The sequence below is a fragment of the Kaistella sp. SH40-3 genome (genome assembly GCF_030686865.1).
Classification (GTDB): Bacteria; Bacteroidota; Bacteroidia; order Flavobacteriales; family Weeksellaceae; genus Kaistella.
In genome coordinates, this window is the sequence record NZ_JAQYUS010000001.1 from 172,783 (window position 1) to 196,141 (window position 23,359).

Annotated in this window: 21 protein-coding genes; 17 read left to right on the top strand and 4 right to left on the bottom strand. The window is 34.8% G+C overall.

Translation table 11 applies throughout. The annotated features are described in order from the left end of the window. Positions 1-8 precede the first annotated feature (8 nt). Positions 9-416: a type II 3-dehydroquinate dehydratase gene (gene aroQ / locus PUH65_RS00750; RefSeq protein WP_305517943.1), complete on the bottom strand. Its 408-nt coding sequence runs from the start codon at positions 414-416 to the stop codon at positions 9-11. Between the two features lie 172 nt (positions 417-588). On the opposite strand from aroQ, the gene PUH65_RS00755 reads away from it, so the two are divergent. The 17 genes from PUH65_RS00755 (at position 589) to PUH65_RS00835 (ending at position 21,894) form a co-directional block, all read left to right on the top strand. Then, entirely contained in the window at positions 589-5,598 is a 5,010-nt protein-coding gene (locus tag PUH65_RS00755) for a translocation/assembly module TamB domain-containing protein (RefSeq protein ID WP_370692011.1), read from the top strand. Next, positions 5,598-7,955, top strand: coding sequence for a BamA/TamA family outer membrane protein (locus tag PUH65_RS00760; protein WP_305517945.1), 2,358 nt, complete (start codon positions 5,598-5,600; stop codon positions 7,953-7,955). Before PUH65_RS00755 ends, PUH65_RS00760 begins: the two co-directional genes overlap by 1 nt. A gap of 254 nt (positions 7,956-8,209) precedes the next feature. Further along, positions 8,210-9,148 (top strand): YihY/virulence factor BrkB family protein, encoded by a 939-nt coding sequence (locus PUH65_RS00765; RefSeq protein ID WP_305517946.1) that lies wholly within the window; start codon positions 8,210-8,212, stop codon positions 9,146-9,148. Positions 9,149-9,648: 500 nt separating this feature from the next. Continuing rightward, complete coding sequence (locus PUH65_RS00770; RefSeq protein ID WP_305517947.1) at positions 9,649-11,013, top strand: phage integrase SAM-like domain-containing protein; 1,365 nt, start codon at positions 9,649-9,651, stop codon at positions 11,011-11,013. Between the two features lie 178 nt (positions 11,014-11,191). After that, complete coding sequence (locus PUH65_RS00775; protein ID WP_305517948.1) at positions 11,192-11,923, top strand: hypothetical protein; 732 nt, start codon at positions 11,192-11,194, stop codon at positions 11,921-11,923. 218 nt (positions 11,924-12,141) lie between these two features. Next, positions 12,142-12,372 carry a hypothetical protein gene (locus PUH65_RS00780; protein WP_305517949.1) on the top strand — a complete coding sequence of 77 codons (231 nt, stop codon included), beginning with the start codon at positions 12,142-12,144 and terminating at the stop codon, positions 12,370-12,372. 9 nt (positions 12,373-12,381) lie between these two features. Continuing rightward, positions 12,382-13,743 carry a DUF3987 domain-containing protein gene (locus tag PUH65_RS00785; protein WP_305517950.1) on the top strand — a complete coding sequence of 454 codons (1,362 nt, stop codon included), beginning with the start codon at positions 12,382-12,384 and terminating at the stop codon, positions 13,741-13,743. Then, positions 13,730-14,956 (top strand): DUF6371 domain-containing protein, encoded by a 1,227-nt coding sequence (locus PUH65_RS00790; protein WP_305532340.1) that lies wholly within the window; start codon positions 13,730-13,732, stop codon positions 14,954-14,956. The genes PUH65_RS00785 and PUH65_RS00790 overlap by 14 nt, the downstream gene beginning before the upstream one ends. A 155-nt stretch (positions 14,957-15,111) precedes the next feature. Beyond that, the gene (locus PUH65_RS00795) at positions 15,112-15,384 is read left to right on the top strand and encodes a hypothetical protein (RefSeq protein ID WP_305517952.1); all 273 of its coding nucleotides are present in this window, start codon (positions 15,112-15,114) and stop codon (positions 15,382-15,384) included. After that, positions 15,381-15,545 carry a hypothetical protein gene (locus PUH65_RS00800; protein WP_305517953.1) on the top strand — a complete coding sequence of 55 codons (165 nt, stop codon included), beginning with the start codon at positions 15,381-15,383 and terminating at the stop codon, positions 15,543-15,545. Before PUH65_RS00795 ends, PUH65_RS00800 begins: the two co-directional genes overlap by 4 nt. Next, positions 15,542-15,850, top strand: a complete 309-nt coding sequence (locus PUH65_RS00805) for a hypothetical protein (protein ID WP_305517954.1) — start codon at positions 15,542-15,544, stop codon at positions 15,848-15,850. Before PUH65_RS00800 ends, PUH65_RS00805 begins: the two co-directional genes overlap by 4 nt. 3 nt (positions 15,851-15,853) lie before the next feature. Beyond that, positions 15,854-16,075, top strand: a complete 222-nt coding sequence (locus tag PUH65_RS00810; RefSeq protein WP_305517955.1) for a hypothetical protein — start codon at positions 15,854-15,856, stop codon at positions 16,073-16,075. Continuing rightward, on the top strand, positions 16,072-16,233 hold the full coding sequence (locus PUH65_RS00815) for a hypothetical protein (protein ID WP_305517956.1): 162 nt from the start codon (positions 16,072-16,074) through the stop codon (positions 16,231-16,233). Before PUH65_RS00810 ends, PUH65_RS00815 begins: the two co-directional genes overlap by 4 nt. 2 nt (positions 16,234-16,235) lie before the next feature. Beyond that, on the top strand, positions 16,236-16,814 hold the full coding sequence (locus PUH65_RS00820) for a hypothetical protein (RefSeq protein WP_305517957.1): 579 nt from the start codon (positions 16,236-16,238) through the stop codon (positions 16,812-16,814). 63 nt (positions 16,815-16,877) lie between these two features. Then, positions 16,878-20,858, top strand: coding sequence for a tape measure protein (locus PUH65_RS00825; protein WP_305517958.1), 3,981 nt, complete (start codon positions 16,878-16,880; stop codon positions 20,856-20,858). A gap of 16 nt (positions 20,859-20,874) precedes the next feature. Then, entirely contained in the window at positions 20,875-21,372 is a 498-nt protein-coding gene (locus PUH65_RS00830) for a hypothetical protein (RefSeq protein ID WP_305517959.1), read from the top strand. Positions 21,373-21,483: 111 nt separating this feature from the next. Then, positions 21,484-21,894 carry a hypothetical protein gene (locus PUH65_RS00835; protein WP_305517960.1) on the top strand — a complete coding sequence of 137 codons (411 nt, stop codon included), beginning with the start codon at positions 21,484-21,486 and terminating at the stop codon, positions 21,892-21,894. A gap of 484 nt (positions 21,895-22,378) precedes the next feature. Here the strand turns inward: PUH65_RS00835 and PUH65_RS00840 are convergent, their stop codons facing one another. From PUH65_RS00840 to PUH65_RS00850, 3 genes are read right to left on the bottom strand one after another with little or no spacing between them, the layout of a single operon-like run. Continuing rightward, positions 22,379-22,633, bottom strand: coding sequence for a hypothetical protein (locus PUH65_RS00840; protein WP_305517961.1), 255 nt, complete (start codon positions 22,631-22,633; stop codon positions 22,379-22,381). A 25-nt stretch (positions 22,634-22,658) separates the two neighbouring features. After that, entirely contained in the window at positions 22,659-22,919 is a 261-nt protein-coding gene (locus PUH65_RS00845) for a helix-turn-helix domain-containing protein (protein WP_305517962.1), read from the bottom strand. 10 nt (positions 22,920-22,929) lie between these two features. After that, entirely contained in the window at positions 22,930-23,343 is a 414-nt protein-coding gene (locus PUH65_RS00850) for a hypothetical protein (RefSeq protein ID WP_305517963.1), read from the bottom strand. Between the last annotated feature and the right edge of the window lie 16 nt (positions 23,344-23,359).

Below are 23,359 nucleotides of genomic sequence, written 5' to 3' on the forward strand. Positions count from 1 at the left end.
ACAGAATATTAATCTAAACTCAGAATTGCCAACCGGTAACCATTCATTCCGAAACCGCTTAAAATCCCATCGGCATTTGCAGCAGTAACGGATTTTTGACGAAACTCTTCTCTCTTGTAAATATTACTGATGTGAATTTCGATTTTCGGTTGAGAAATATTTTTCAGACAATCTGCAATCGCATAAGAATAATGGGTAAAAGCACCAGGATTAATGATCAATGATTCAAAATCATTTTCCTGTAAACGGTTGATAATCTCACCTTCTATATTTGACTGGAAATAAATAATTTCGTGTTGAGGGAATTCTTTTCTTAAGTCTTCGAGATATTGATCCATCGAAATGGTTCCGTAGATTTCGGGTTCTCGAGTTCCGAGTAAATTAAGGTTTGGACCGTTTAATATTAAAATTTTCATCTAGAAATTTTTACAAAGATATCGATTTAGTTAAAATAAAAATTTTTAGGCTTAAAAATTGTTAATGAACTTGTTGAAAAACGAAAATCTTGTTATTTCTTTGAAATTAGATTGTAAATGAACTAGATCTTTAAGAAAAATGTATTTTTGTGATAACCTCAATTTCTAATTTATCCCTGTGAATATTTATAAAAAGATTTTAAAATATACTGGAATCTTCATCGCATCATTATTGGTGCTGGTGATTGTTTTGGTTTTAAGTTTACAATTACCTTCCGTTCAAAATTTTGCCAAAGGAAAACTGGTGAATTATCTGGAGAAAAAAATCAAAACCAAAGTTAGTTTAGACCGCGTTTACATTGGTTTCCCAAACAGTTTGGTGATGGAGAATTTGTATTTGCAAGGTCAAAAAGTGGACACTCTTCTCTTCGCCAGAAAATTAGATGTCGGTTTAAATATTCCAAAACTTTTAAATAATACGGCTGATATTACTTCGATTGATTTAGAAGGCGTAAAAGCAAATGTGGTTCGCAACGAAAACGGCACTTTTAATTTCGATTATATCATCGATGCTTTTGCGACTAAAGATGAAGAAGAAACGCCTTCGAAACCTTTTATTATTTCTTTGGATAAAATTAAATTAAAAGATATTGGAATTTCATTCATCGATGATCAATCCCGAAATGACATTAATCTGTATTTTAAATCTTTTGATACCAGAGTAAAAACTTTTGATTTAGAAAAAAATAATTACGCGGTCAATGACATCAATATGGATGGACTTCGTTTAAAACTAAAACAGGATTTAGTAGAAGAAGTTGCGGGGAAAGTTGGAGAAAAAGTAGATTCTCTTCAAAAACAAAGTCCTTTAAAATTAGGTTTAAATAAAATTAATCTGACCAATTTCAATATTGATTACGGCAATGATAATACCAAGACTTTTGCGAAAGTTATTTTTAAAGAATTAAGCACCAAAATAAATCAACTCGATCTAGAAAACAGCAATTTCGGAATTGAAAACGTTTATTTAAAAGGCGCAGATATCAATGCAAAATTATTTCTGCCAACCCAAAATGCCAATCCAAAAAATGACGAAAACACTTCGACTTCAACTCCGGAAAAATCTTTAGCGCTCTTACTGAATAAATTAGTTTTAGATGAGGTAAAAGTGGTTTACGACAACACCGCAATTGCTCCGACCAGAAGCGGAATGGATTTCAATCATCTGAATTTTTCTAAAATGAATTTGGAACTTTCCGATTTCAAAATGAAAGACGGAACTTTTGCCGGAAATGTAAAATCAGCAGAAATCAAAGAAAGTCGTGGGTTGGATATTCAGAAATTCAAAACCGATTTCGTGTTTGAAGACAAACAAGCATATTTGAAAGATTTATATTTACAAACTTCAAAAACGATTTTGCGTGATGAAGTTGTTTTGAATTACAATTCGATCGAACAACTTTCAGCAAATCCTGGTGCGGTGAAAATTTCGGCTAATATTCAAAAATCTAAAGTTGGTTTTTCAGATATATTAATGCTCGTTCCAACTTTAAGAAACACAGTTCCATTTAATAAATATCCGAATGCAATCTTAAATGTTGACGCAAGAGTAAAAGGAACAGTCAACGATTTATTGATTCAAAACCTGCAACTTTCAGGAATTGATCAATTAAAAGTTCAGGCTTCAGGAACGATTAAAAATGCGATGGATCCTAATAATTTATATTATGATTTAAAAGTTGCTGAATTATCTTCTTCTGCAAAAACCATTTATAATTTAGTTCCAAAAAATACGATTCCCAACAACATTACACTTCCTTCTCATTTCAAAATTGCCGGAACAGCCAAAGGAACAACTCAGATTGTCAACACGAATTTGGTACTGACATCCACTTTAGGAAATGCCGGAATTCGAGCCTCGGTTGATATGAAACGCAAAGATCAGGAACGATATGATGTTCAGGCGAACTTGCAAAATCTACAAATCGGAAAGATTATTCAGAATAAAGATCTAGGTTCAATCACTGGACAGATTGCAGTGAAAGGACAGAGTTTCGATCCAAATAAAGCAAACGCTAACATTTCCGGAAACATCAAATCGGTCGCTTATAATGGTTACACTTACCAAAATATGGCGCTAACCGGAAAAGTAAATCATGGTGCTTACATGATGAATCTGGATTCGAAAGACCCCAATGCAAATCTGAAATTACTGGCTGCAGGAAACTTCACCGATAAAAATCCATCCATTAAAGTAAATGGAACTATTCGAAAATTAGATTTACACAAACTCGGTTTCTACGATGATCAAATGATTTTGGCCGGAGATTTAGATGGCGATTTCACGAGTTTAAATCGGGATGCTCCAAATGGTTATTTAACTTTAAAAAACTTTGCGATTTCTGATACGAAAGATATTTTCCCGTTACAGGAAGTGTTCTTAAATGCTGTTTCAACGGCGAATCAGAATCAAATTACGCTTCAATCCCAAATCGCAGATATCGATTTAACGGGGAAATATAAGTTGACTCAAATTTTAGGTTCGCTTCAAAATACGATTAATCAATATTATCAATTTCAAAAGCCGGGAACGAAAGTTGAAAAGATTGATCCAAATCAGTTTTTCACTATAAATGCTAAAATTAAAGATGATAATTTATTAAGGAAATTTGTTCCGGAATTAATAGAATTTGAACCGATTACTTTGGTTGGAAATTACGATGCCGATTCTAAAAAGTTAGAAGTGAACGGACAAATTCCGCAAGTAACTTATGGCGCGAATAAAATAAGCGGCGGCGTTTTAACAATCAACAATTCAAATGACGCTTTGGTTTACGATGTGAAACTGGCAGAATTTAAAAATGAAAGTATTGCTTTAATGAAAGTCAATTTGAATGGCGATATTAAAGATAACCTCATCACTTACAACGCTTCTACCAAAGACGAGAAAGATGTCACTAAATTTTTAGTTGCAGGAAATATTGAGAAGATGGGCGACCTCACGAAGATCAGTTTGAATCCTGATGGTTTAACTTTGAATTACGACAACTGGCAAGTTTCCTCTGATAACTTTATACAGTTAAGCAGCAAAGGAATCTTGGCCAACAATTTTGCGATTTCAAATAACGGCAGCGAAATAAGTGTTCAATCAGAAACCAATGTTCCGAATAGTCCTTTGAATATTGGCATTAAAAATTTCAAGATTGAAACCATTACCGAACTTATTAAAAAAGATTCGCTTTTGGCAAAAGGAAATATTAATGGAACGGCGCAACTTCGTGATTTGAAAAACAACATGACTTTCACATCGGATATTGATGTGACAGATTTGTATGTTTACGGAAGTCCTGCGGGGAATTTAGAAATCAAAGCAAACAATCAATCTGCGGATTTAATTCGTGCAGACATCGCTCTTTCTGGTTTTGATAATGACGTGAAATTAGCAGGAACTTTCAATACGAAATCCAGCGATTTGGATATGAACCTCAACATGAACCAACTTCAAATGAAAACGGTTCAGGGATTCTCGATGAACGCGATTGAAGATGCGGAAGGTTATCTTTCCGGGAATTTAAAAATTAGTGGAAAAACAGATGCGCCAAATATTCTGGGTGGAGTTAAATTTAATGAAGTTGGTTTAGGTCTAACCCAATTGGGAAGCCGTTTTAAAAATATTAATGATGAAATAAAATTCACCAATCGCGGAATTGATTTCGATAATTTTAAAATTAAAGATGAAACCGGAAATGCAATTACAGTTGACGGAGCAGTCTTGACCAAAAATTACAAAGATTTTGCCTTTAACCTTGATGTGAAGGGAAGAAACTTTAAAGTAGTCGATTCTGAAAAAGACAACGACAAAATAATGTACGGCGTTCTTGCAATCAATGCCGATTTAAAAATCCGCGGAGATCTCGATTTACCACAGGTTGACGGAAGTTTAAAAGTAACTGATAAAACAGATTTCACTTTCGTTTTACCGCAATCTTCGCCCTCTTTGCAGGATCGTGAAGGCATTGTAGAATTCATCGACCAAGATCAGATTGCTTTGCAGCAAACCATTAAAGCAGATTCCTTGACCAACCAAAGTAAAATTAAAGGAATGGATGTGAACGTGAATATTGAAGTGGTAAAAGACGCAAAAATTTCTTTAATTATTGATCAGGCAAATGGTGATTTTGTAAAACTTCAGGGAGAAGCACAATTGACGGGCGGAATTGACCCTTCCGGAAAAACGACGTTAGTTGGTGTTTATCAGGTGGAACAGGGAGCGTATGAAATGTCGGTGAGTTTACTGAAAAGAAAATTCGAGATCGAAAAAGGAAGTACAATAACCTGGACGGGCGAACCAACGACCGCGACTCTGGATATTACCGCAGTTTATAAAACCGATGCGGCGCCACTCGATTTATTGCAGCAACAATTGAATACGGCCTCAGCGAGCGAACTGAATCAGTACAAACAAAGAATTCCGTTCAACACTTTACTGATTATGAAAGGTGAATTGTTGAAACCGGTCATTACGTTCGACATTACTACTTCGAAAGAAAATAATTCGGTTTCCTCGGAAGTCATCGATAATACAACGGCAAAACTGGCAGAGTTGCGACGTGAGGAATCTGAAATGAATAAACAGGTTTTCGCTTTACTCCTTTTAAACAGATTCGTGGGTGAAAATCCTTTTCAAAGTGAAACCGGTTTATCGGCTTCAACTTTAGCGAAACAAAGTGTGAGTCGTATTTTATCAGATCAATTAAACAATCTGGCAGCAGATTTAATCGGCGGAGTTGACTTGAATTTCGATTTAGAATCTACAGAAGATTATTCCAGTGGAAATAAAAATGAAAGAACTGATTTGAACGTTGGCTTGACCAAAAGATTATTTGATGACCGCCTGAAAGTGACCGTTGGAAACAACTTCGCGCTGGAAGGTGACGCCCGACAAAATGAACAAATGACCAATATCGCCGGCGATATTACATTGGATTACAGTCTTTCTAAAAACGGAAGATATATGTTGCGTGCTTACCGTAAAAACGATTATCAGGTGGCGTTGCAAGGACAGATTATAGAAACCGGTCTTGGATTTATCATCACTTTGGATTATGATAAATTCCGGGAGATCTTTGAAAATTCTAAGAAAAACAGAGCATACAGAAAACAAAATACGTCTTCAAAATAATGATCAAATTGAAAACATCCTATTCTAAAATATTTGCAACATTATCTTTTGCATTCTTAATTTCGTCTTGTAGTAATACTAAATTTCTGCAGGAAGGCCAGATGTTATATACCGGCGCAAAAATTAACATTAAAAATGATACGCTTTCAAAAAAGGAAAAGTCTAATTTAAAAGAAGCGCTTCAAGATCAACTGCGTCCAAAACCGAATTCTTCTTTTTTAGGTTTAAGACCGAAACTGTATATTTATAACATTACAAAAGAACCAAAAAAGCAAAAAGGAATTGGATATTGGCTCAAATATAAAGTGGGTGAAAAACCGGTTTTGTTAGGAGATGTCGATCGGGAATTCAATAAAAAAATCATTGTTAATTATTCGGAGAACAAAGGTTTCTTTAATGCGAAGTCTTCTTCGGACACCATTTCTAAAAATAAAAAAGCCCAGGTTATTTATACTTTGAAACCTGGCGCGAGATATTTAATCAGTCAGGTTAATGTCCCGGAAGATTCTACGGTGATCAATAGAGAAATTCAAACCATCAAAGACAAGACTTTTTTGAAAGTTGGAAATCCGTTTGATTTAGATGTTATTAAAGCAGAACGCGAAAGAATCGATGAACATTTAAAAAACCGTGGTTTCTATTATTTCAGTCCTGATAATATAATAGTTCAGGCGGACAGTACTGTTACTAAAAAACCGGAAGTTGAACTTTTCGTGAAGTTGAAAAACAATACGCCGGCGATTTCAAAAGAGCCTTTTACGATTGATAAAACAATTGTGTTTGCTGATTACAACATCAGAGATTTGAAACTGGGGAAATACGGAATTCCTTACAATACAGATTCGGTAGAAATTTACAACAACATTCACATCATCGATCCTGAAAATAAGTTTAAACCGAAAATTTTCGATCGTACGCTTTACTTTGATAAAGGAGATTTATATAATCGAAAAGACCACAATCTTTCATTGAACCGATTAATCAGTTTAGGCGTTTTTAAATTTGTAAAAAATGAATTTATTATTTCAGATTCACTTAATCATAAATTTGATGCGTATTATCTTTTAACGCCGAGACCTTTTCAATCCTTGCGTTTAGAAACTTTAGGAAAAACCAATTCTGCGAATTATACTGGTGGAGAAGTTAACTTGAACTGGACTCACCGTAATTTCTTCCGTGGCGCAGAACAGTTAAAAGGCGCAATTTATGGTGCCGCAGATGTTCAGGTCGGTGGTCCAAAAGATGCGAATAATATCATCAGAGTCGGGGCAAATGCGCAACTTTCGATTCCAAGAATTGTGGCGCCCTTTAGATTTCATTCTTCAAGTGCGTATGTGCCGAGAACCAACATTAATCTCGGTTATGAGTATTTGAGCAGAACTCAATTGTACACACTTCATAATTTCAATACTTCTTTTGGATATGTCTGGAAAGAGAACGAAAGGAAAGAGCACGATTTAAAAGTAATTGAGGTCACTTTGGTTAAACCGAAAAATGTTACTGATAAATATTTAGAACAAATCAATGGACATTATGATCCTGATCCTGAGAAGAACATTAAGGCGAACCCATCTCTGCAGAGAGTTATTGATAAACAGTTAATTTTCGGTCCGACCTATAATTATACTTATACCAATACGATGCTTCCGAAAAAGAATACGTTCTATTATAAAGGAAGTTTAGATTTAGCAGGAACAATTACCGGTTTAGTAAGTGGCGCAGATGCAAAAGCAGGAAAACAAAAAGAATTATTCAATATTCCATTCAGTCAATACGCGAAGATGGAACATGATTTCCGCTACTACAGAAAAGTCAATGAGAAAAGCACCATCGCGACAAGATTCATTGCAGGAATTGGATATCCATATGGAAATTCAACGACGATGCCGTATGTGAAGCAATTCTTCGTCGGAGGAAGCAATAGTATCCGTGCTTTTCGGGCGAGAACTTTAGGACCGGGAAGTTATGATCCACGAACTGAGGAAGCCTCTTTCTTTTTTGATCAGTCGGGAGATATTAAATTAGAAATGAATGCCGAATACCGCGCGAATATTTATAAATTTTTAAATGTGGCCGTTTTTGCAGATGCAGGAAATGTGTGGCTCATTAATGAAGATGACAATAAACCAGGCGGAAAGTTTTCAAAAGACTTTGCAAAAGAAATCGCAGTGGGAGCCGGAGTTGGTCTAAGACTTGATTTTTCAATTCTGATTCTTCGTTTAGATCTAGCCATGCCGCTCAGAGTTCCTTACTACGAAGAAGGCAATCGCTGGACTTTTGATAAAATTGATTTCGGAAGTGGCGCGTGGAGAAAAGATAATTTGATTTTGAATATTGCGATTGGTTATCCTTTCTAATGATTTAAACTGAAAAATTTTGAACCAAAAAAGTCACAAAAGTTCGATTGTTACAAAGTTTAAAATCATATTTTATAAAGAAAAAAAACTTTATAGATCAGTACATTTTCAGTTTTATAAACTGCTATAATTAATTAAACTGATCTTTTGTGACTTTTGCTTCTGCTTTTTATTCCTTTTGAGGAATCAGCGAATCTTTGATTTGTGGTTAAAAGAATTAGTGTTTATTTAATTGATTTCTTAATATTTACGGAATGAAAAAATTATCTTTTTTTTGGAAAACTTTAAAGGAAACATTTACGGAATGGAATAATTCACCGGCAAGTAGAGATTCTGCGAGTCTGGCGTATTATGCTATTTTTTCAATTCCGGGCTTATTAATTATCATTATCTGGATCGCCGGAAATTTCTTCGGTGAAGAAGCCATTCGTGGTGAAATCACTAATCAAATCAATGGCATGATGGGTGAAGAAGCCGCCAAAAGCATTCAGGATATGATTGCAGGAGCATTGATTGACAAACAAAATATCTTCATGAAAACATTGGGAGTCGCTTCCCTGGTTTATGGTGGCACCACCGTTTTCTTTCAACTCCAGAAATCATTAAATAAACTATGGGATGTAGAAGCCGCACCTAAAAAAGCAATCGTAAAATTTCTACTCGACCGCGCCAATTCATTAGGAATGATCGTCGTGATTGGTTTTTTATTAATGATCACCATGGTTCTCTCTTCCGCAATTAGTTTACTAAATAACTTCATCATGTATCAACTAGGAGTGGAAACCTATGTTTTAATGGAAACGGTGAACTACCTATTTGGTTTTTTTTTGGTGGTATTGGTATTCGCTTTTATGTTTAAAGTTCTGCCGGATGCAGAAATTTCCTGGAAAGCAGTTTGGCCGGGCGCAGTTCTTACCGCGATTCTTTTTACGATTGGTAAGTTTCTGCTTAGTCTTTACTTTTCTGAACTGAAACCGACGTCAGCATTTGGTGCCGCGGGAACCATTGTTTTAATTATGATGTGGATCAATTACTCTTGCATGCTGATCTTTTTCGGTGCAGAATTTACCAAAGTGTACTCTCGGAACAAAGGATTTAAAATAACGCCGTCGAGACATGCGAAATGGAGTGCAGAGAAACTGTATCAGGATTCATTGGAAGAGAAGAATATAACGGTTGATGATATTAAATAGACTCTTAAAATAATCTTTCGTTCATCAAATAAACAAAACTTCTGCATTAGTGTAGAAGTTTTTTTGTCGAATGATTTAGAAGTAATTTCAGATTAAGGGAATATACTTTATCAACAATACCATTTAAATCTAAAATCTTTTCAACATTAAGATAATGATTTAGGAGTTAAGAAAATTAAGATTTACTTCGGAAATAATAACATCAAATTAGTTTGATAATCTCTTGTCTCTCATCTATCCGTCTATTCTCTATCCGTCTATAAACCCTCACAATAGGACATAAAAAAAACTTCCGAAAAATTAATTTCGGAAGTTTGGTAGCCCGTAGGGGACTAATTTTATAGAAATACTTAGAAAAGACTTGCACTGTAAAGACAGCGTTTATAGGTACTTAAAGTAAATTCTAATTTCTTATAATTTCAGTTTATTTAAAATATGTATTATTTAATACTATAATAATACAAATTATCATTATCTTTGTTTTGTAAAAAGATAGTATTATGGCAACAGTTAATTTCTTATTAAGATCCACAGTAAAGAAAAACGATCCGTTCACTGCTAGACTTCAATTCTCTAATCCTTCAAAAGTAACTGAAGGAAATAAATTTGGTCTTGACTTCGTAGAATATAAAACTAAAATATTTGTATTCGATCCTGAAGAGGTAAAGGATAAACCAATGGTTGATGGGAAATGGTATTGGCAGAATCATAAAAAACACAAGGGTAAAGATGAAAGGATTGATAAGGTTTATAAACTTCAAGAAGATATTAGAAATTTTATCCTAGAAAAATATGATCTTTCATTTCCTGAAGGAACAATATATTTTCCTACAAAAGAATGGTTACAAAAAACTATTGATGAGTATTACAATATTCAGAATAGAACTGAAGCAAGAAAAAAGCAACAAGACAAACCACAAGATTTAATATTCCACTTCAATAATTATATCAAGTTAAAAAGCCTAGAACTAAAACCTAGAACGATTCTAAAACTTGAAGATATTAAGAATATAATTCTAGCATTTGAAACCTTCCAATCTTCAATAAAAGGATATGATTATAAAGTATTGATTCCTGAAGTAGATGAAGAAATGAAATTTGATCTAGTTACCTATCTTCAGAATAATAAAAAGTACTCGCAGAATACTATTGCAAAAGTCATTAAAGTAATTAGAACGGTATGTAATCACTCTACTAGATACAAAATAGAGTTAAGTCCCACCTATGTAGATTTTAGAATGGCGTACGATGAGACAGATGTTGTTTATCTATCATTTAAGGAACTTCAAACCATTATCAATACTGAAGTACCAAAAGAACTAGAAGACGCTAAAACATGGCTCTATCTGTCTTCGTTCCTTGGGCAACGTGTATCCGATTTTATGAGATTTAATTCTAGTATGATTAGAAAAGATGGTAAAGATTATTTTATTGATTTTATTCAGGTTAAGACTGAAAAGAAAATGAGTTTATTATTACATCCTGAAGTTGTTAAGATCCTTCAAAATAATAATATGAATTTTCCTTCACCAATAAGCGAACAATTATATAATGATCAGATTAAAAAAGTTTGTGCAATTGCTGGTATAAATGAAATTATAGAAGGATCTATTTTAACTGAAGTATCTAAAGGAGTTTGGAGAAAAGTTTCAGGACATTATCCAAAATATAAATTAGTAGGAAGTCATATTGGGAGAAAAAACTACTGTACTAATTTCTACGGTAAAATTCCCACTAGTTTAATTCTTGAAGTTTCGGGCCATACAGAAGAGAGAACCCTCCTTAGTTACATAGGAAAAAAAGATGCTACCAACTCAAAAATGTTAGGTAATTTCTATGATAAAATTAATATAACTGAAGACTAAATACACCTTACTAGGGCGTATAATGCGTATAATGCGTATAATCGAGTATAAGTTGTTATAAATCAATACGTTACAAGAAAAAAATCAGGCGTATAATGGGTGTATAATGGGTGTATTTGGGCGTATTTAGAGTGAATAATGAGTGTAATTTAAAAAAAACGTGTAAAAAGATAGTGTTATGAACAACGAAAATGATAAGTATAAAGGAATCCGTCAACGCATGGATTTAAATAATTTTTTCACAGTCAAATATGAGAATAAAGTAGCTGGATATGGTTGGCGTGATGGTGAAGGAAATATAACGGATGATCCAAAGAAGGTTAAAACCAAAGTAGAAATATTTGTTGACTTTCCGATATTAGCGAAGGACGAAGATGATTTTGAAATATTGCTACAACGTGAAATCGATTTGAGAGGCATAGGAGAAGCGGAATGCAGATCAATTATAAAAGATGACCTTCAGGATTACTTTTCTGAAATTAAGCAATATTACAAAGGTGATCAACTAAGAACACCATCTGAAATTTCTGAACTTGAAATATTATTAAAATCATTTATTTCCTTCCTAGATCAAAGACCTAAAGAGAAAAAAGAGAAAAAAGAAGAGCAGATAAAATATAAAAACTTTGAAGATTATTTTACAACAAATATCAGAGATATTGATGGATTAAAAAAGATGATGCAGAAAGCAAAAGGAAAAGAACTATCTGCAATAATCACAATTCTAGAACCTCTACTTCCTGAAAATATGACTAAAAAGTATTTTTACAAATCATTCAATCCAAATCTAAATGAAAGCGGTGTTAATAAATACCTTGCAAAAAATGATGATGGACATCGTCTTATTGAAACTGATGACTATGCCCAGTACATTCAAACCATCCAAAATCAACTAAATGAGTTTCTTTAAAAGTATTCTAGTATTCCAAAATACTTGTTAAACTTCAAAATATTTTAAGTCTTTTTATATTTACAGAGTTCAAAGAGAGCGAAATAAAAAAACCGCCAACGAACGCTAGCGGAAAGAGTATCAAACTAAGATTAAAGTTGGGGAACTGCTAATCTTTTCCAAAGATACAAATTTCCAAAAGTTCCAAGGCGGTTGAATAACATTAAAAAATTTAACCAATGGAAAACCCATTTAGTGCCATGTATAATATGATGGCAAGTATCGATTCTAAACTAGATCAAATTCTAGGTGAAAATTCTCAAACTTCAGATAATTCTGAACTACTTACTAAAAAGGAATACTTAAAAATCCGTAAAATTTCCGATACTACACTTTGGAGGGAAGAGAAGCGTGGACAAATATCAGCGGTTGTTATTGGTAGCAAAAAATATTATAAACTACCAAAGTAATTAGAGGTTATGAGTGCGGTAAAAAGTTTAAAAGATTCCATTAAGGAGACTTTAAACGATAAAAAAAGCGATGTACCATTGCAGGTATTCCCTGAAGTAGTGCAAAATATGATTACTGAAAAAGCGACCAAACAAAGTATTCCAACTGAATTTCTTTTCGCTTCAGTGCTAGGTGTAATTTCAACATCAATAGGTAATACCTTCAAAGTTGAATTACTTTTTGATATGCCCACAAATGCAAGTCTATGGATAGCAGTAGTGGGAGAAAGCGGAGAAGGCAAAACAGAAGGTATAAATAGTTTTTACAAGCCATTATTAAAAGTAGAAGCCGAGAATTATAAGAAATACATAGAGGAAGTTGATGCTTATAAGTTAGCATTGAAAATATTTAAAAACCTTCCAAATTCCGAACGATCAGCAGAAGATGAACCGGAACCACCAATAAGAAAACAAAGAATCCTTCAGGATGTAACGGTAGAGGCGTATGCAGATAGAATGCAAAAAAACCCGAATGGTCTAGGTAGTATTAATGACGAATTAAAAGGATTTGTTGAAGGTGATGGACAGTATAAAGGCGGTAAAGGTAGCGATAGACAAACTAAACTAAGTATATGGAATGGTAAAACATCTATAAAAGATAGGGTGCAAGATTCTATATTTATTGAAGATGCCTTCCTTTCTGTTATTGGTGGTATTCAGATAGAAGAAGCTTCCGAAATGTTTGCGAAAATGGTATCTGATGGGTACGCACCTAGATTTTTAATGGTAGTTGCAGAAAATACACCACAAGGTAAATGGACACTTGAAAAAGTGGATAGGAGTATAGATGAAAAATGGGAGAAAATAATCCGTAGCATTTTAGAACTTGAAAACGCAAACTTTGAAAATAATCTAGTGACATTCAAAAGAGATGCTGGAGAGGTTTTAGTTAACTGGAGAAATTCCCAAGAAAAAGCAAGCAACTTTACAACACGTCTATTTGATGCCAAATTAAGAATATACGCCATAAGGTTATCTTTAATATTACACGTCTTAAAACGAGCCAATGAAGGGCAATTCTATGAAGGTGATCAGATTGATAAGGAAACCGCAGAAAACGCCCTTATTTTAGTTGATTACTTCCGTAACAATGCTTTAAAAATGATTACCAAAATGAAATTGGATGATCCTTTAGAAGTGTTGGATAAAAATAAACTGAAATTATACGATCTACTACCTGAAGAGTTCACCACTTCAGAAGGTGCGGAAATCGCTAAAACTAATGAATTACTAGGACATACCGCCTTCAGTACTTTCTTAAAAAATAAGAGACTATTTGCTAAGGTGACTAAAGGAGTTTATCAAAAATTGATCACCGATGACAACGATTAATTACAAATATAGTTTGGATAAATCTTCCAAGAAGTACCGATGCCAACAGTGCGGAAAAAAGAGTTTAGTACGTTATGTTGATGGTGATGGTAATTTGCAGAGTGAAGAGTACGGCCGTTGTGATCGTGAGGTAAATTGTGGGTATATTCTTTATCCTGAATCTGAAGGAGAGCAGAAACCATTTATACCAAAACCACCGAAACCACAAGTTTACTTTCCTGAAGATGTATTTATTAAAACTTTGCAGAATATAAACCAAAGTAACTTATATAAAAATCTAGTAGAATTAAAGATTCCTTCAGAAGATATTAATAAAACTCTTGAAGATTATAAAATTGGAGCCTTAACAAATGGCAAATATTCGGGAGCGGTTACATTTCCATTTATCGACCACCTTCAGAGAATTAATTCCGTTCAGGTGAAAATGTTTGATGAGAATAATAAGACCCAAGACCAAACATGGTTACACTCTATTCTCTACCATTATTATAAAAATAAAACTAAGATTCCTGAATGGATAACAAAGTATTATGATAATGAAAAGAAGACTAATTGCTTATTTGGCGAACATCTACTAGATAAGTATTCTACAAAGGATATTATCATTGCAGAAAGTCCAAAGAACACCATTCTAGGAACTTTCTTTATGCCCGAATATCTTTGGATGGCTTCAGGATCATTAAGGACATTATCGGTATCAAAACTGAAGAAATTAAGAGGGCGAAATATTCTATTGATTCCTGATACTTCGGTAGATAATGTTGCATTTGATGAGTGGAATATTATAAAAGAAAATGCAGTCGATGCCGGGCTAAACGTTAAGATGCTAACTTTTCTAGAAGACATTGCAACAATAGAGCAAAAAACCGCAGGATATGACATTGCAGATTATATTACTGAAGAATTGAAAAGAGAGCCTGAAACGCTTCCAATTGAGCCACCACCGCCACCGATTACGGCCCAAGTTTACACACAAGCCGAAAGGGTAAAGGTAGGACTTGAGTTCTCAACTGAAGGACTTGCAGAACTCGCAAAGAAAATCATTCCTGAAAATGATTCGGTAACCGCTAAGGAGTTAATCCAAAAACTCTATGATATTGAAGGATTAGATAAAAAAGACGCAACCGATTTGATGCTAGTAATGCGATTGAAGGAAATAATAGACAAGACCAATGATGGCAGATACTTCCTTTTTAACTCAACACCGTATTGATATGAGAAGTAATACACCAATATGCATTGTTTATAAGAGTGCTGGGAAGACAGTAAAAACGGAATATTATCTGAGAGGCAAAGAAGTCCCATTTCACAAATTCAAACAGAAAATAAAGCGAATGGATCCGCCACGAATCACTATTAAAAATATAGATGATGAATAATGAATCTAACAAATACAATATGAGCAGAGCAAAAATTTTAAAAGAAGTGATGCGACCCACGGAACAGTTTCCGGTTCATTTCACTCAGTACAGCACGGATGGACTTTTACTCAAAAATGAGTACAGATTGAAAGGGGAACAGGTAACACAGGAAGTGTATGAACAAGCCCAAAAATTAGCAGCAACTACATTTAATGAAAGTCGAATAACTATTGGAAGCAACCAGCCGAATAACAAACGGAAAAACAAACGGAAATCATGACAAATAGAAAAAAGCAAATAACAGAAGCAATGCAACCCGTAAAAATAAAAAAGGGATTCGGCTATTTTCTAAAACTAAGTGGCAATCCTAAGATGAAGGATGTAGCAGGAGAACTAACACAAGCATGGAGGAATTTTTTAATTAAAAACAGACAAAAATGAGAGACGAAAGCGGAAAATTCACCAAAGGAAATAATTTAGGTGGGCGCACCAAAGGAGCCAAAAATAAGGTTACACAAAATATTCGTGATACGTTCCTATACTTCATTAACGACAATCTGGAGACGTTACAATCTGACTTTGACCAATTAGATGCTGCTGCTAGATTTAAGATAATTTTCGACTTTGCAAAGTTTGTAATTCCCACAGTCAAAACGGTATCGTTTGGAGATGTACTGGAAGAGATGAGCGAGTCAGAATTCAACCGAGTAGTAGAACAAATTAGAGCCGAATACAGTAAAAACTAAGCCATGAAGAGCAGGAAACAAATTCTTAGCGAAGTAATGCACAGTAGTATTCCCAAGTTTAACATTTCATTGTTGACAGATGAGCAGTTAGACGATTTGGAAGCGATATTGAAGCGTAAAGGACTAAACTTCATTTCAATTGAGAAAGCCGAAAAACAAGGGTTTAAAATACCCAATGACCCAAACGAAATAATAGATAATCTAATTAAATTTTATAAAAAATGAGCGACAAATTAAAAGACAAAGAAGTGTCTCCTGACATGGTGGCCTATCTTAAAGCAAAAGGATTAAAGCCGAAAGAAGGCACAGAACAACCTAAACAACCAGAAAGCCAAATAACGGCAGAAGACATTAAACAATTTATAAACAATCAAAAAAAGTAAAAATGACAGCAACAGTAATTCAAAAAGACCAAGCGAAAATTGACAATCAAATTTCAGATTATTTAACCGCAATCGACAAAGTTAATACTTTACTAAAAGCGTTCACAGATGCAGGATACACGATTGAAGACAAACAGGCGAATCAATTTTGTCAGAGGAATTTCAATGATGATTCTTTGAGAGCATACGCCCTTACTATTTCGTCAACTACTTCACCAACGCAACAAGAAGCCGAAATAAGAGCGATTACAACCGATTTAAAGGGTATTATCGTAAAAGCTATTGCAGGTTGGAACCTTATATTCCATTCAATGGCAGATGTTCGAGTAAAGAATTTAAAGGCGGTGGAAGACCCTAAAGTTATCAAAGATATTGAAGAGCGTTACAGCGTGTATGCAGAAGGCGTTCAATTAGACGTTTTTAGCCAATTAGAGGCTATTGCGGAGCAAATCAATGTAGTCTTCCCACAATTGAAACAAAGTGTTTTTAATCGACGCTTAGACTTTAGGCATTTATTCAGAGAAGATGCAGAAGGTAAAGTAATTCCCAACTTAGATTTCATCGACTTCTCAGACCTTTAAGAGAGATTGGGTGTAAAGTAATTCACACCCTTCTTTTAATCAATAACAAATAATATTAAAATAATGAACAATAATAATGGAGCTTTATATTTTGGTGCGGCCATCGACATGACAGAGTGGAGAAAAAACCTCACGGAAATGCGTCGGGATATTTTAGGTCTTGGAAACCAAACACAGGCGCAAACCAGACAAATGGATTCTTCTTTTAAAAACCTTTCCACAGCCGTTGCTGGATATTTTTCGGCTTCGATGCTTAGCGGATTCATTCAGCAGGTAGTGAGTATTCGAGGTGAATTCCAAAAGACTGAGATCGCATTCAGCACAATGTTAAAAAGTCAATCGAAAGCAAAAGATTTAATGGCTCAAATGGTGGAATTAGCCGCCAAGACACCTTTCTCTTTGCAAGATGTTTCGACGGGTGCAAAACAATTATTAGCCTTTCAAGTTCCAGCTGAACAAGTTGTTGACACGCTTACCCGAATGGGAAATATTGCCGCTGGTCTTGGTGTTCCGCTTGGCAGAATCAACCTTGTGTACGGTCAGGTTATGGCTAAGGGAAAACTTGCAGGTGATGACCTTAGACAATTCACAGAAGCCGGTATTCCTATGCTTGCTGAACTCGCTAAAAAGTTTGGCACAAGTACAGCCGAAATCTCTAAAATGGTTACCGCTGGTAAAATCGGCTTTAAAGATGTTCAAGATGTTCTATTCTCAATGACAAACGAGGGTGGAATGTTCTTTAATTTAATGGAAAAGCAGTCCGCTTCATTGTCGGGTCAAGTTTCAAACCTTGGCGATTCATGGGATCAGATGTTAAATAAAATAGGTGAAGGAAATGAGGGGGTTTTATCGGACGGTATTTCCGCAATGAATTATTTAGTAGAGAATTACGAAGATGTGATTGAGGTTGTAGGCGTAATGATTGCTACTTATGGAGTTTATCGAGCGGCTTTAATTGCTACTGCAGCGTGGCAACAATTAAGCACTACGGCAACTTTACAACAGGCATTAGCACAAGGAACTTTAACCACCGCACAAGCATACGGAGCTGCTGCAACAACTATTCTACAAAGAGCGCAATTAAGATTGAATGCAGCAATGACAGCAAATCCAATAGGCGTTATTATTGGACTTTTAGCGGGTCTGTCCTACGTGATTTACAAGAATGTTTCCGCTACAGAAGCGTATGCAGATATTCAGGGAAAACTCTCAGAAAAAACCCGAAAACATTCTGAATCCTTAGAAGAGCAACGTTCTAAAATTGACAGCCTTTTAAAAGTTATAAAAGATAAAAATACGTCTGACGAGGTCGCAAAAAATGCTTTAAAACAAATCAATTCCATTACAGGCGAGCGTATTAAAGGACTGACAATTGAGGGAATTCGTATTGGTCAAAATACAGTTGCTATTGGTGGGTATCTCCAAATGCTAGAGAAAGAAGCGAGACTAAAGGCTTTAATCGAGCAGAAATTAGCTTTAGAAAAAAGCAATAAAGATATTGACAGGGATAATCCTAATAATTTAACGCCCGGTGAACGTATCGGGAATATTAAAGGTGTTGGTGATGTAGTTCGTGGATTGACCGCTCAAGAAAGAAAAGAGCGTGCAATGATTGAAAAGAGATTGGCTAATAATCGCGCACTTCGTGAAATCGATAAAGAAAGCACGAAATTATTACAGCAAGGAGTAAAACCACCCACTGATCCAATTGGTGAAGCGCTTAATATTTCAACAGAAGAAGTTAAAAAGAAAAAAGAAGCTCACAAACGAGAATTAGCGGAAATTTTCTCTAAAGGTTCCATTGCAGATTTAGAGCAGAGAATTTCTCTTTGGAATGAAGCCTTGCAAAAAGCATCGGGCGATACAGTAAATGAACTCACAAAAAATAAGTTTGGCGATACTGTTAAGACTGGTAAAACCGTAACGGTTGCTCAAGCAAAAGAAGAAGCAGCAAAGATTAGAAAAGCCATTGCCAAACGTGAAAAAGAAATTTCTATTCAAACATTTGATGAGCAAATTACAGAAGCGGAAAGACAGTGGAATAATTACTATAAACTTGCAGAATTCTACGGAAAGGAAATAGCAGATGCTCAGTACAAAGATTTAATCAATGGTTCTTCTAATTACTTAGGGTACTTGGAAAAGGAACAAGAAGCACTAAAAAGTAAACCAGGAATTCTAACCGATGAAGAGAAACAGTCTCTTGTATTTATTACGGAAAAAATCAATTCTTTATCCGGAGTAAAAACGCCTTTGCAAAATTGGGAAAATGATATAAGTGATGCGCTTCGTGGGGTTGTTTCTTTGTCTGAACAAATCGAAATTTTAGAGAATAAAGATGCTGAAATATTTCAATCAGAGGGAGGAAATACGGCTAATTATTTGGCATTCAAAAGGGAAAATGATGCACAAATTGAAGCGACAAAAAACCAAATCAAAGATAACTACAAGTCATTTTTAGCGGAACACCAAACCTTTGAGAAACAAAAGGCTGCTATCACCAAAAAGTACGATGATTTGAGAAAGCAGGCTAAAACACCAGAGGAAGGTGAAAAAATCAATGCAGCAGAAGCGACGGAACAATTGGATGCTTTCTTCAAACAAATGCAGGATAACCCCGAATACGCCAAAATGTTCACAGATATGAATTCTGTTGCAACAAAGGAACTTCAAAAATTTCGTGACATTCTCATTGAAAAATTGAAAGAAACCAAAGCCGAAGCCGATAAAATAAAGATTGGCGAATTCATTAAAAAAATTGATGATCTCATTACCAAAAGGAATCCCGGTGCAGTAATTAAACGAATGTTTGATGTTATCGGAAATAGCGCATCCACTACGGAACAAAAACTACAAGCCGTCCAAAAAGGACTAGAGGGATTTAATGAATATTTGAAAAGTGCAGGTGAAATAGCAAGCGGAGTTCAAGGTGTTTTCGTTTCCATGGGTGGAGATATGGATGGGGTTTTTGGTGATATCCTAAATTCTATTCAAAACACTATTCAAGGTTTAGAACAGTTTTCAGCAGGAGCGTCACAAGCGATTGAGGGATTTGCTAAGGGAAATATTTTACAAGGAGTTGCGGGTTCAATTAAAGCGATTGGTGGTCTTGTCAAATCCGTTGGAGCATGGATGAGCGGCGATAAGAAAAAAGAGCGTGAAATCCAAAGGCATGCTAAGGAAGTGGAAGCTTTAGAAAGAGCTTACAGCGATTTGGCCAGAGCCATTAACAGCGCATTAGGTGACAAGTTTTTTGATGCGTCCAGACAAGGAATAGAAAACCTTAGACAGCAAAAGAATGCTATTAATGAGATGATTAGGCAGGAACAAAGCAAGAAGAAAAAAAATAGAGATGATGATAAGATAGCGGAATGGAGACAAAAGCTAAATGAAATTGATAACTCTATTGCGGACATAGGCCAAAGTATGAGTGATAAAATTTTGAATGGATTAAATGCTAAAGGACTTGCAGATGAATTATCTACCGCTCTTGTTTCTGCTTTTAGAACTGGTGAGGATTCAGCCGAGGAAATGGGAAAAACTGTTGATAAAATTTTAGCAGACATGGTCAACAATGCATTACGAATGAAACTGCTTGAAGGTCCTATGAAGGATGTTGTTAACAAGATGCTTTCTAGTATGGGTTATGATTCAAACGGAAACGGAACTTTTGACGGATTGACAGATCAGGAGAGACAGGATATAAAAAATATGATCACCACCTCGTCTCAAAATTATGCGAGCGCTCTTCAAGAATATAAAGATTTGTTTGGTGCGGTTGGGACTGTTGGGACTGTAAATGAAGGGATGAAAGGCGATATTAAAGGTATTACTGAAAAGACTGCAGGAGCGTTGGAAGCGCAAATTAATACGATGCGAGTCTATCAAGCAGAATCATTGGCGATTCACAGAAATAATCAATTGACTTTTATCAATTCTCTTAATAATCTGATAGCAATTGAATTTAATACCCGACGGTTACACTCTATCGATGATGGGATCCAAACACTAATTTCTAAATCAAAAGGACTTGCAGGTATTTAATCAAAAAACAACAAAAATGAACTTAGGTAAAAAATTAGCAGTCGAAGCAATGAAATGCACGACAATTAAAATGTCTCCAGAATGTTATTCAGAGATAAAAAAATATTCATCATACGATCAAATGTGTTCTAAGTATTTTGCGGATGATAGTTGGGCAATGTCCAATGACTTTCCTAATATCAATCTCTTAAGACAACATTTCAAGGGGCACGCAGAAAACTATGGTTTTTTTGTAGATCATAAAGGTGACATTACAGCACGGAACCGCTTTGCGGTGTTTGGAAATTCTGATGTAGAAACCATATTTAAAGATTACTCTGTTTCAGTGCTTATTGTTAGGCATAATTCAAAAATGAAGATAAAGGCAGCAGATAACGCTTTTTTAATGGTTAACGTCTTAGATTCTGCTAGCGTTGAAATTGAAGCGGCAGACAGTTCCAAAGTGATTGTTTACCAATATGGAAGCGATTCTAAAGTGAAACAATCCGGGAATGTTGAAATTAAAAAACGGTAATTAGCAGAAAAAGTATTTTAAATGTGAGTTTAAATCACATTATCAATAATCTAACAAAAATAGCGGTGTAGAAAGCCTATGCCGCTTCATAAAAAAATAATAAATTTGAATATGGGAGATCTAGTAAAAAAGGAAACTATTGAAAGGATAGTAGACAGACGGATAGAAGGTTTTGATATGAGCCAAGAATCCAAAGAGAAAATCAGGAAGAAAATCAATACTGATGAACTTGTTGATTTTGCTAATAATGGAGTTAACTCGTCTGTAGTTCTAAATATGTCTAAAGAAAGTCAGTCATTTCAGGTATCTTCTTTTGAAGATATTATGAAGTATGTAGTTTCGATAGTCAAATGGGACATTGTAGAGGGAGTGGTCAAAGCTTTAAGCGAACTAAAAGATTTTAAAATACCACCAAATAAAGAGGAAACAATAAACATGCTTATTGACCTGAAAACCCTTGATGATCCGGGGAATTTTCAAAGAATATTGGCTGACATTTTCGAAAACGATTTGGCTGTATAACCTTAACTTCAAACCTTCCAGAGATGGGAGGTTTTTTTATCCTTCTTAATAGTCTAAATTATAAAATTAACATCGCCAAAAACGGTATTATAAAGGAATTATCCGCCAACCAGCGGAAAACTTTGTTCATTCATAAATACGGATATTCTCGCATTTATGGGAAACTTCTTATCGAGCGAAAGATGTAACTTATTGAATACCAGTCACCATAAATTCATGGAGTCTGATTATCAGGCGGTTAAGGTACAGCAACCCGATATGGGGAATCATATCTCTTGATTATCAAGTAATTAAGTAGGTTCATGGTGGTTTTTGCATTTTGGGCAATAACTCACTGAAGCTGGTAGGAACAATATTCACATCAGGTCGTTCGCACTCAGGGTGAGTGTATGATAAGAACAGTAATTCATGGATTCATGGAGCATACACCAATTTTGGGGTATGTAAAATGCACCAAATCTGTATATTTTGATTTTGCTGCTGATCAGTTTTCTTTAGGAAGTTTAATACCTCTTCTTTGATTCGATTTTAGAACAACCATTTGCAACTTCGAGACGGCTTCCCCTCCGTTTTCTCCTCGTGCGATTTCAATACTTAAATCTAATCTCTGTTGCAAATGGGTGATTTCTAATTGCTTCTTTTCGGCTTCTTTCAGGATCGTTTCAAACCTTTCATTTAATGGCTGTAAATCCTTTTTTAAGCGGTGTATTTTGCGTTCAATTGACTTTATTTCATCCATAAAGGCAAAGCTATAAAATAAGTTTCTACCCTTTCAAATTTAAGGAACCGATTTCAATAAAATCTCCATCACGTTTTAAATAGATGGGTTCCGTTGTTGCTTCCTTCGTCGGTTCAAATAAATCACGAATATCCACATCCAACACTTCAGCAATTTTCTGCAGTGTTTCAGCGGTGGGATTACCATTAATAATCTTATTGATTCCAACAGTAGTAATATCTAACATTTCAGCCAATTCAATTTGGCTTACTTTCTTTTTTTTTAAAACCTCTTTGATTCTTAACATAATAGTTTATTTAAAATTTAATATCATACCCCTTTGATTCATATACAATTCTCTCAATTTCTTTGTTTTCAACAGTAGTCTCTTCATCCTCACCTTCGATAGCAAATTGATACAACTCATCTTCATTATAATATTCAACTAATGAGACAGTAATACTAAATGCTGAATTTTCAGCAGCACGAAATTCACAAGGAGAAGCAAAAGGCAATACGTACGATGTATTTTCAATGCCTTTCAATCTTTCATTGTAATAATCTAATGCCTTAACTCTTGCTCGATACAAATCATTATCTCTAAATACCTCCACGTGTTCGAATGAATCTGTTTTGTTAGCGTCTTTTCCAAACGTAGTAACAAATTCATCTACTTGATAAAAATAGTTAGGTTCTGACTTCGATAAATTTTTGTTTCTAAATTCTACCATTGTTTTAATTTTCTAC

What these genes read in the sequence shown, in the direction of transcription:
- aroQ (WP_305517943.1), bottom strand. Translation starts at nt 416, where the DNA reads ATGAAAATTTTAATATTAAACGGTCCAAACCTTAATTTACTCGGAACT.
- PUH65_RS00760 (WP_305517945.1), top strand. Translation starts at nt 5,598, where the DNA reads ATGATCAAATTGAAAACATCCTATTCTAAAATATTTGCAACATTATCT.
- PUH65_RS00765 (WP_305517946.1), top strand. Translation starts at nt 8,210, where the DNA reads ATGAAAAAATTATCTTTTTTTTGGAAAACTTTAAAGGAAACATTTACG.
- PUH65_RS00770 (WP_305517947.1), top strand. Translation starts at nt 9,649, where the DNA reads ATGGCAACAGTTAATTTCTTATTAAGATCCACAGTAAAGAAAAACGAT.
- PUH65_RS00775 (WP_305517948.1), top strand. Translation starts at nt 11,192, where the DNA reads ATGAACAACGAAAATGATAAGTATAAAGGAATCCGTCAACGCATGGAT.
- PUH65_RS00780 (WP_305517949.1), top strand. Translation starts at nt 12,142, where the DNA reads ATGGAAAACCCATTTAGTGCCATGTATAATATGATGGCAAGTATCGAT.
- PUH65_RS00785 (WP_305517950.1), top strand. Translation starts at nt 12,382, where the DNA reads ATGAGTGCGGTAAAAAGTTTAAAAGATTCCATTAAGGAGACTTTAAAC.
- PUH65_RS00790 (WP_305532340.1), top strand. Translation starts at nt 13,730, where the DNA reads ATGACAACGATTAATTACAAATATAGTTTGGATAAATCTTCCAAGAAG.
- PUH65_RS00795 (WP_305517952.1), top strand. Translation starts at nt 15,112, where the DNA reads ATGATGAATAATGAATCTAACAAATACAATATGAGCAGAGCAAAAATT.
- PUH65_RS00800 (WP_305517953.1), top strand. Translation starts at nt 15,381, where the DNA reads ATGACAAATAGAAAAAAGCAAATAACAGAAGCAATGCAACCCGTAAAA.
- PUH65_RS00805 (WP_305517954.1), top strand. Translation starts at nt 15,542, where the DNA reads ATGAGAGACGAAAGCGGAAAATTCACCAAAGGAAATAATTTAGGTGGG.
- PUH65_RS00810 (WP_305517955.1), top strand. Translation starts at nt 15,854, where the DNA reads ATGAAGAGCAGGAAACAAATTCTTAGCGAAGTAATGCACAGTAGTATT.
- PUH65_RS00815 (WP_305517956.1), top strand. Translation starts at nt 16,072, where the DNA reads ATGAGCGACAAATTAAAAGACAAAGAAGTGTCTCCTGACATGGTGGCC.
- PUH65_RS00820 (WP_305517957.1), top strand. Translation starts at nt 16,236, where the DNA reads ATGACAGCAACAGTAATTCAAAAAGACCAAGCGAAAATTGACAATCAA.
- PUH65_RS00825 (WP_305517958.1), top strand. Translation starts at nt 16,878, where the DNA reads ATGAACAATAATAATGGAGCTTTATATTTTGGTGCGGCCATCGACATG.
- PUH65_RS00830 (WP_305517959.1), top strand. Translation starts at nt 20,875, where the DNA reads ATGAACTTAGGTAAAAAATTAGCAGTCGAAGCAATGAAATGCACGACA.
- PUH65_RS00835 (WP_305517960.1), top strand. Translation starts at nt 21,484, where the DNA reads ATGGGAGATCTAGTAAAAAAGGAAACTATTGAAAGGATAGTAGACAGA.
- PUH65_RS00840 (WP_305517961.1), bottom strand. Translation starts at nt 22,633, where the DNA reads ATGGATGAAATAAAGTCAATTGAACGCAAAATACACCGCTTAAAAAAG.
- PUH65_RS00845 (WP_305517962.1), bottom strand. Translation starts at nt 22,919, where the DNA reads ATGTTAAGAATCAAAGAGGTTTTAAAAAAAAAGAAAGTAAGCCAAATT.
- PUH65_RS00850 (WP_305517963.1), bottom strand. Translation starts at nt 23,343, where the DNA reads ATGGTAGAATTTAGAAACAAAAATTTATCGAAGTCAGAACCTAACTAT.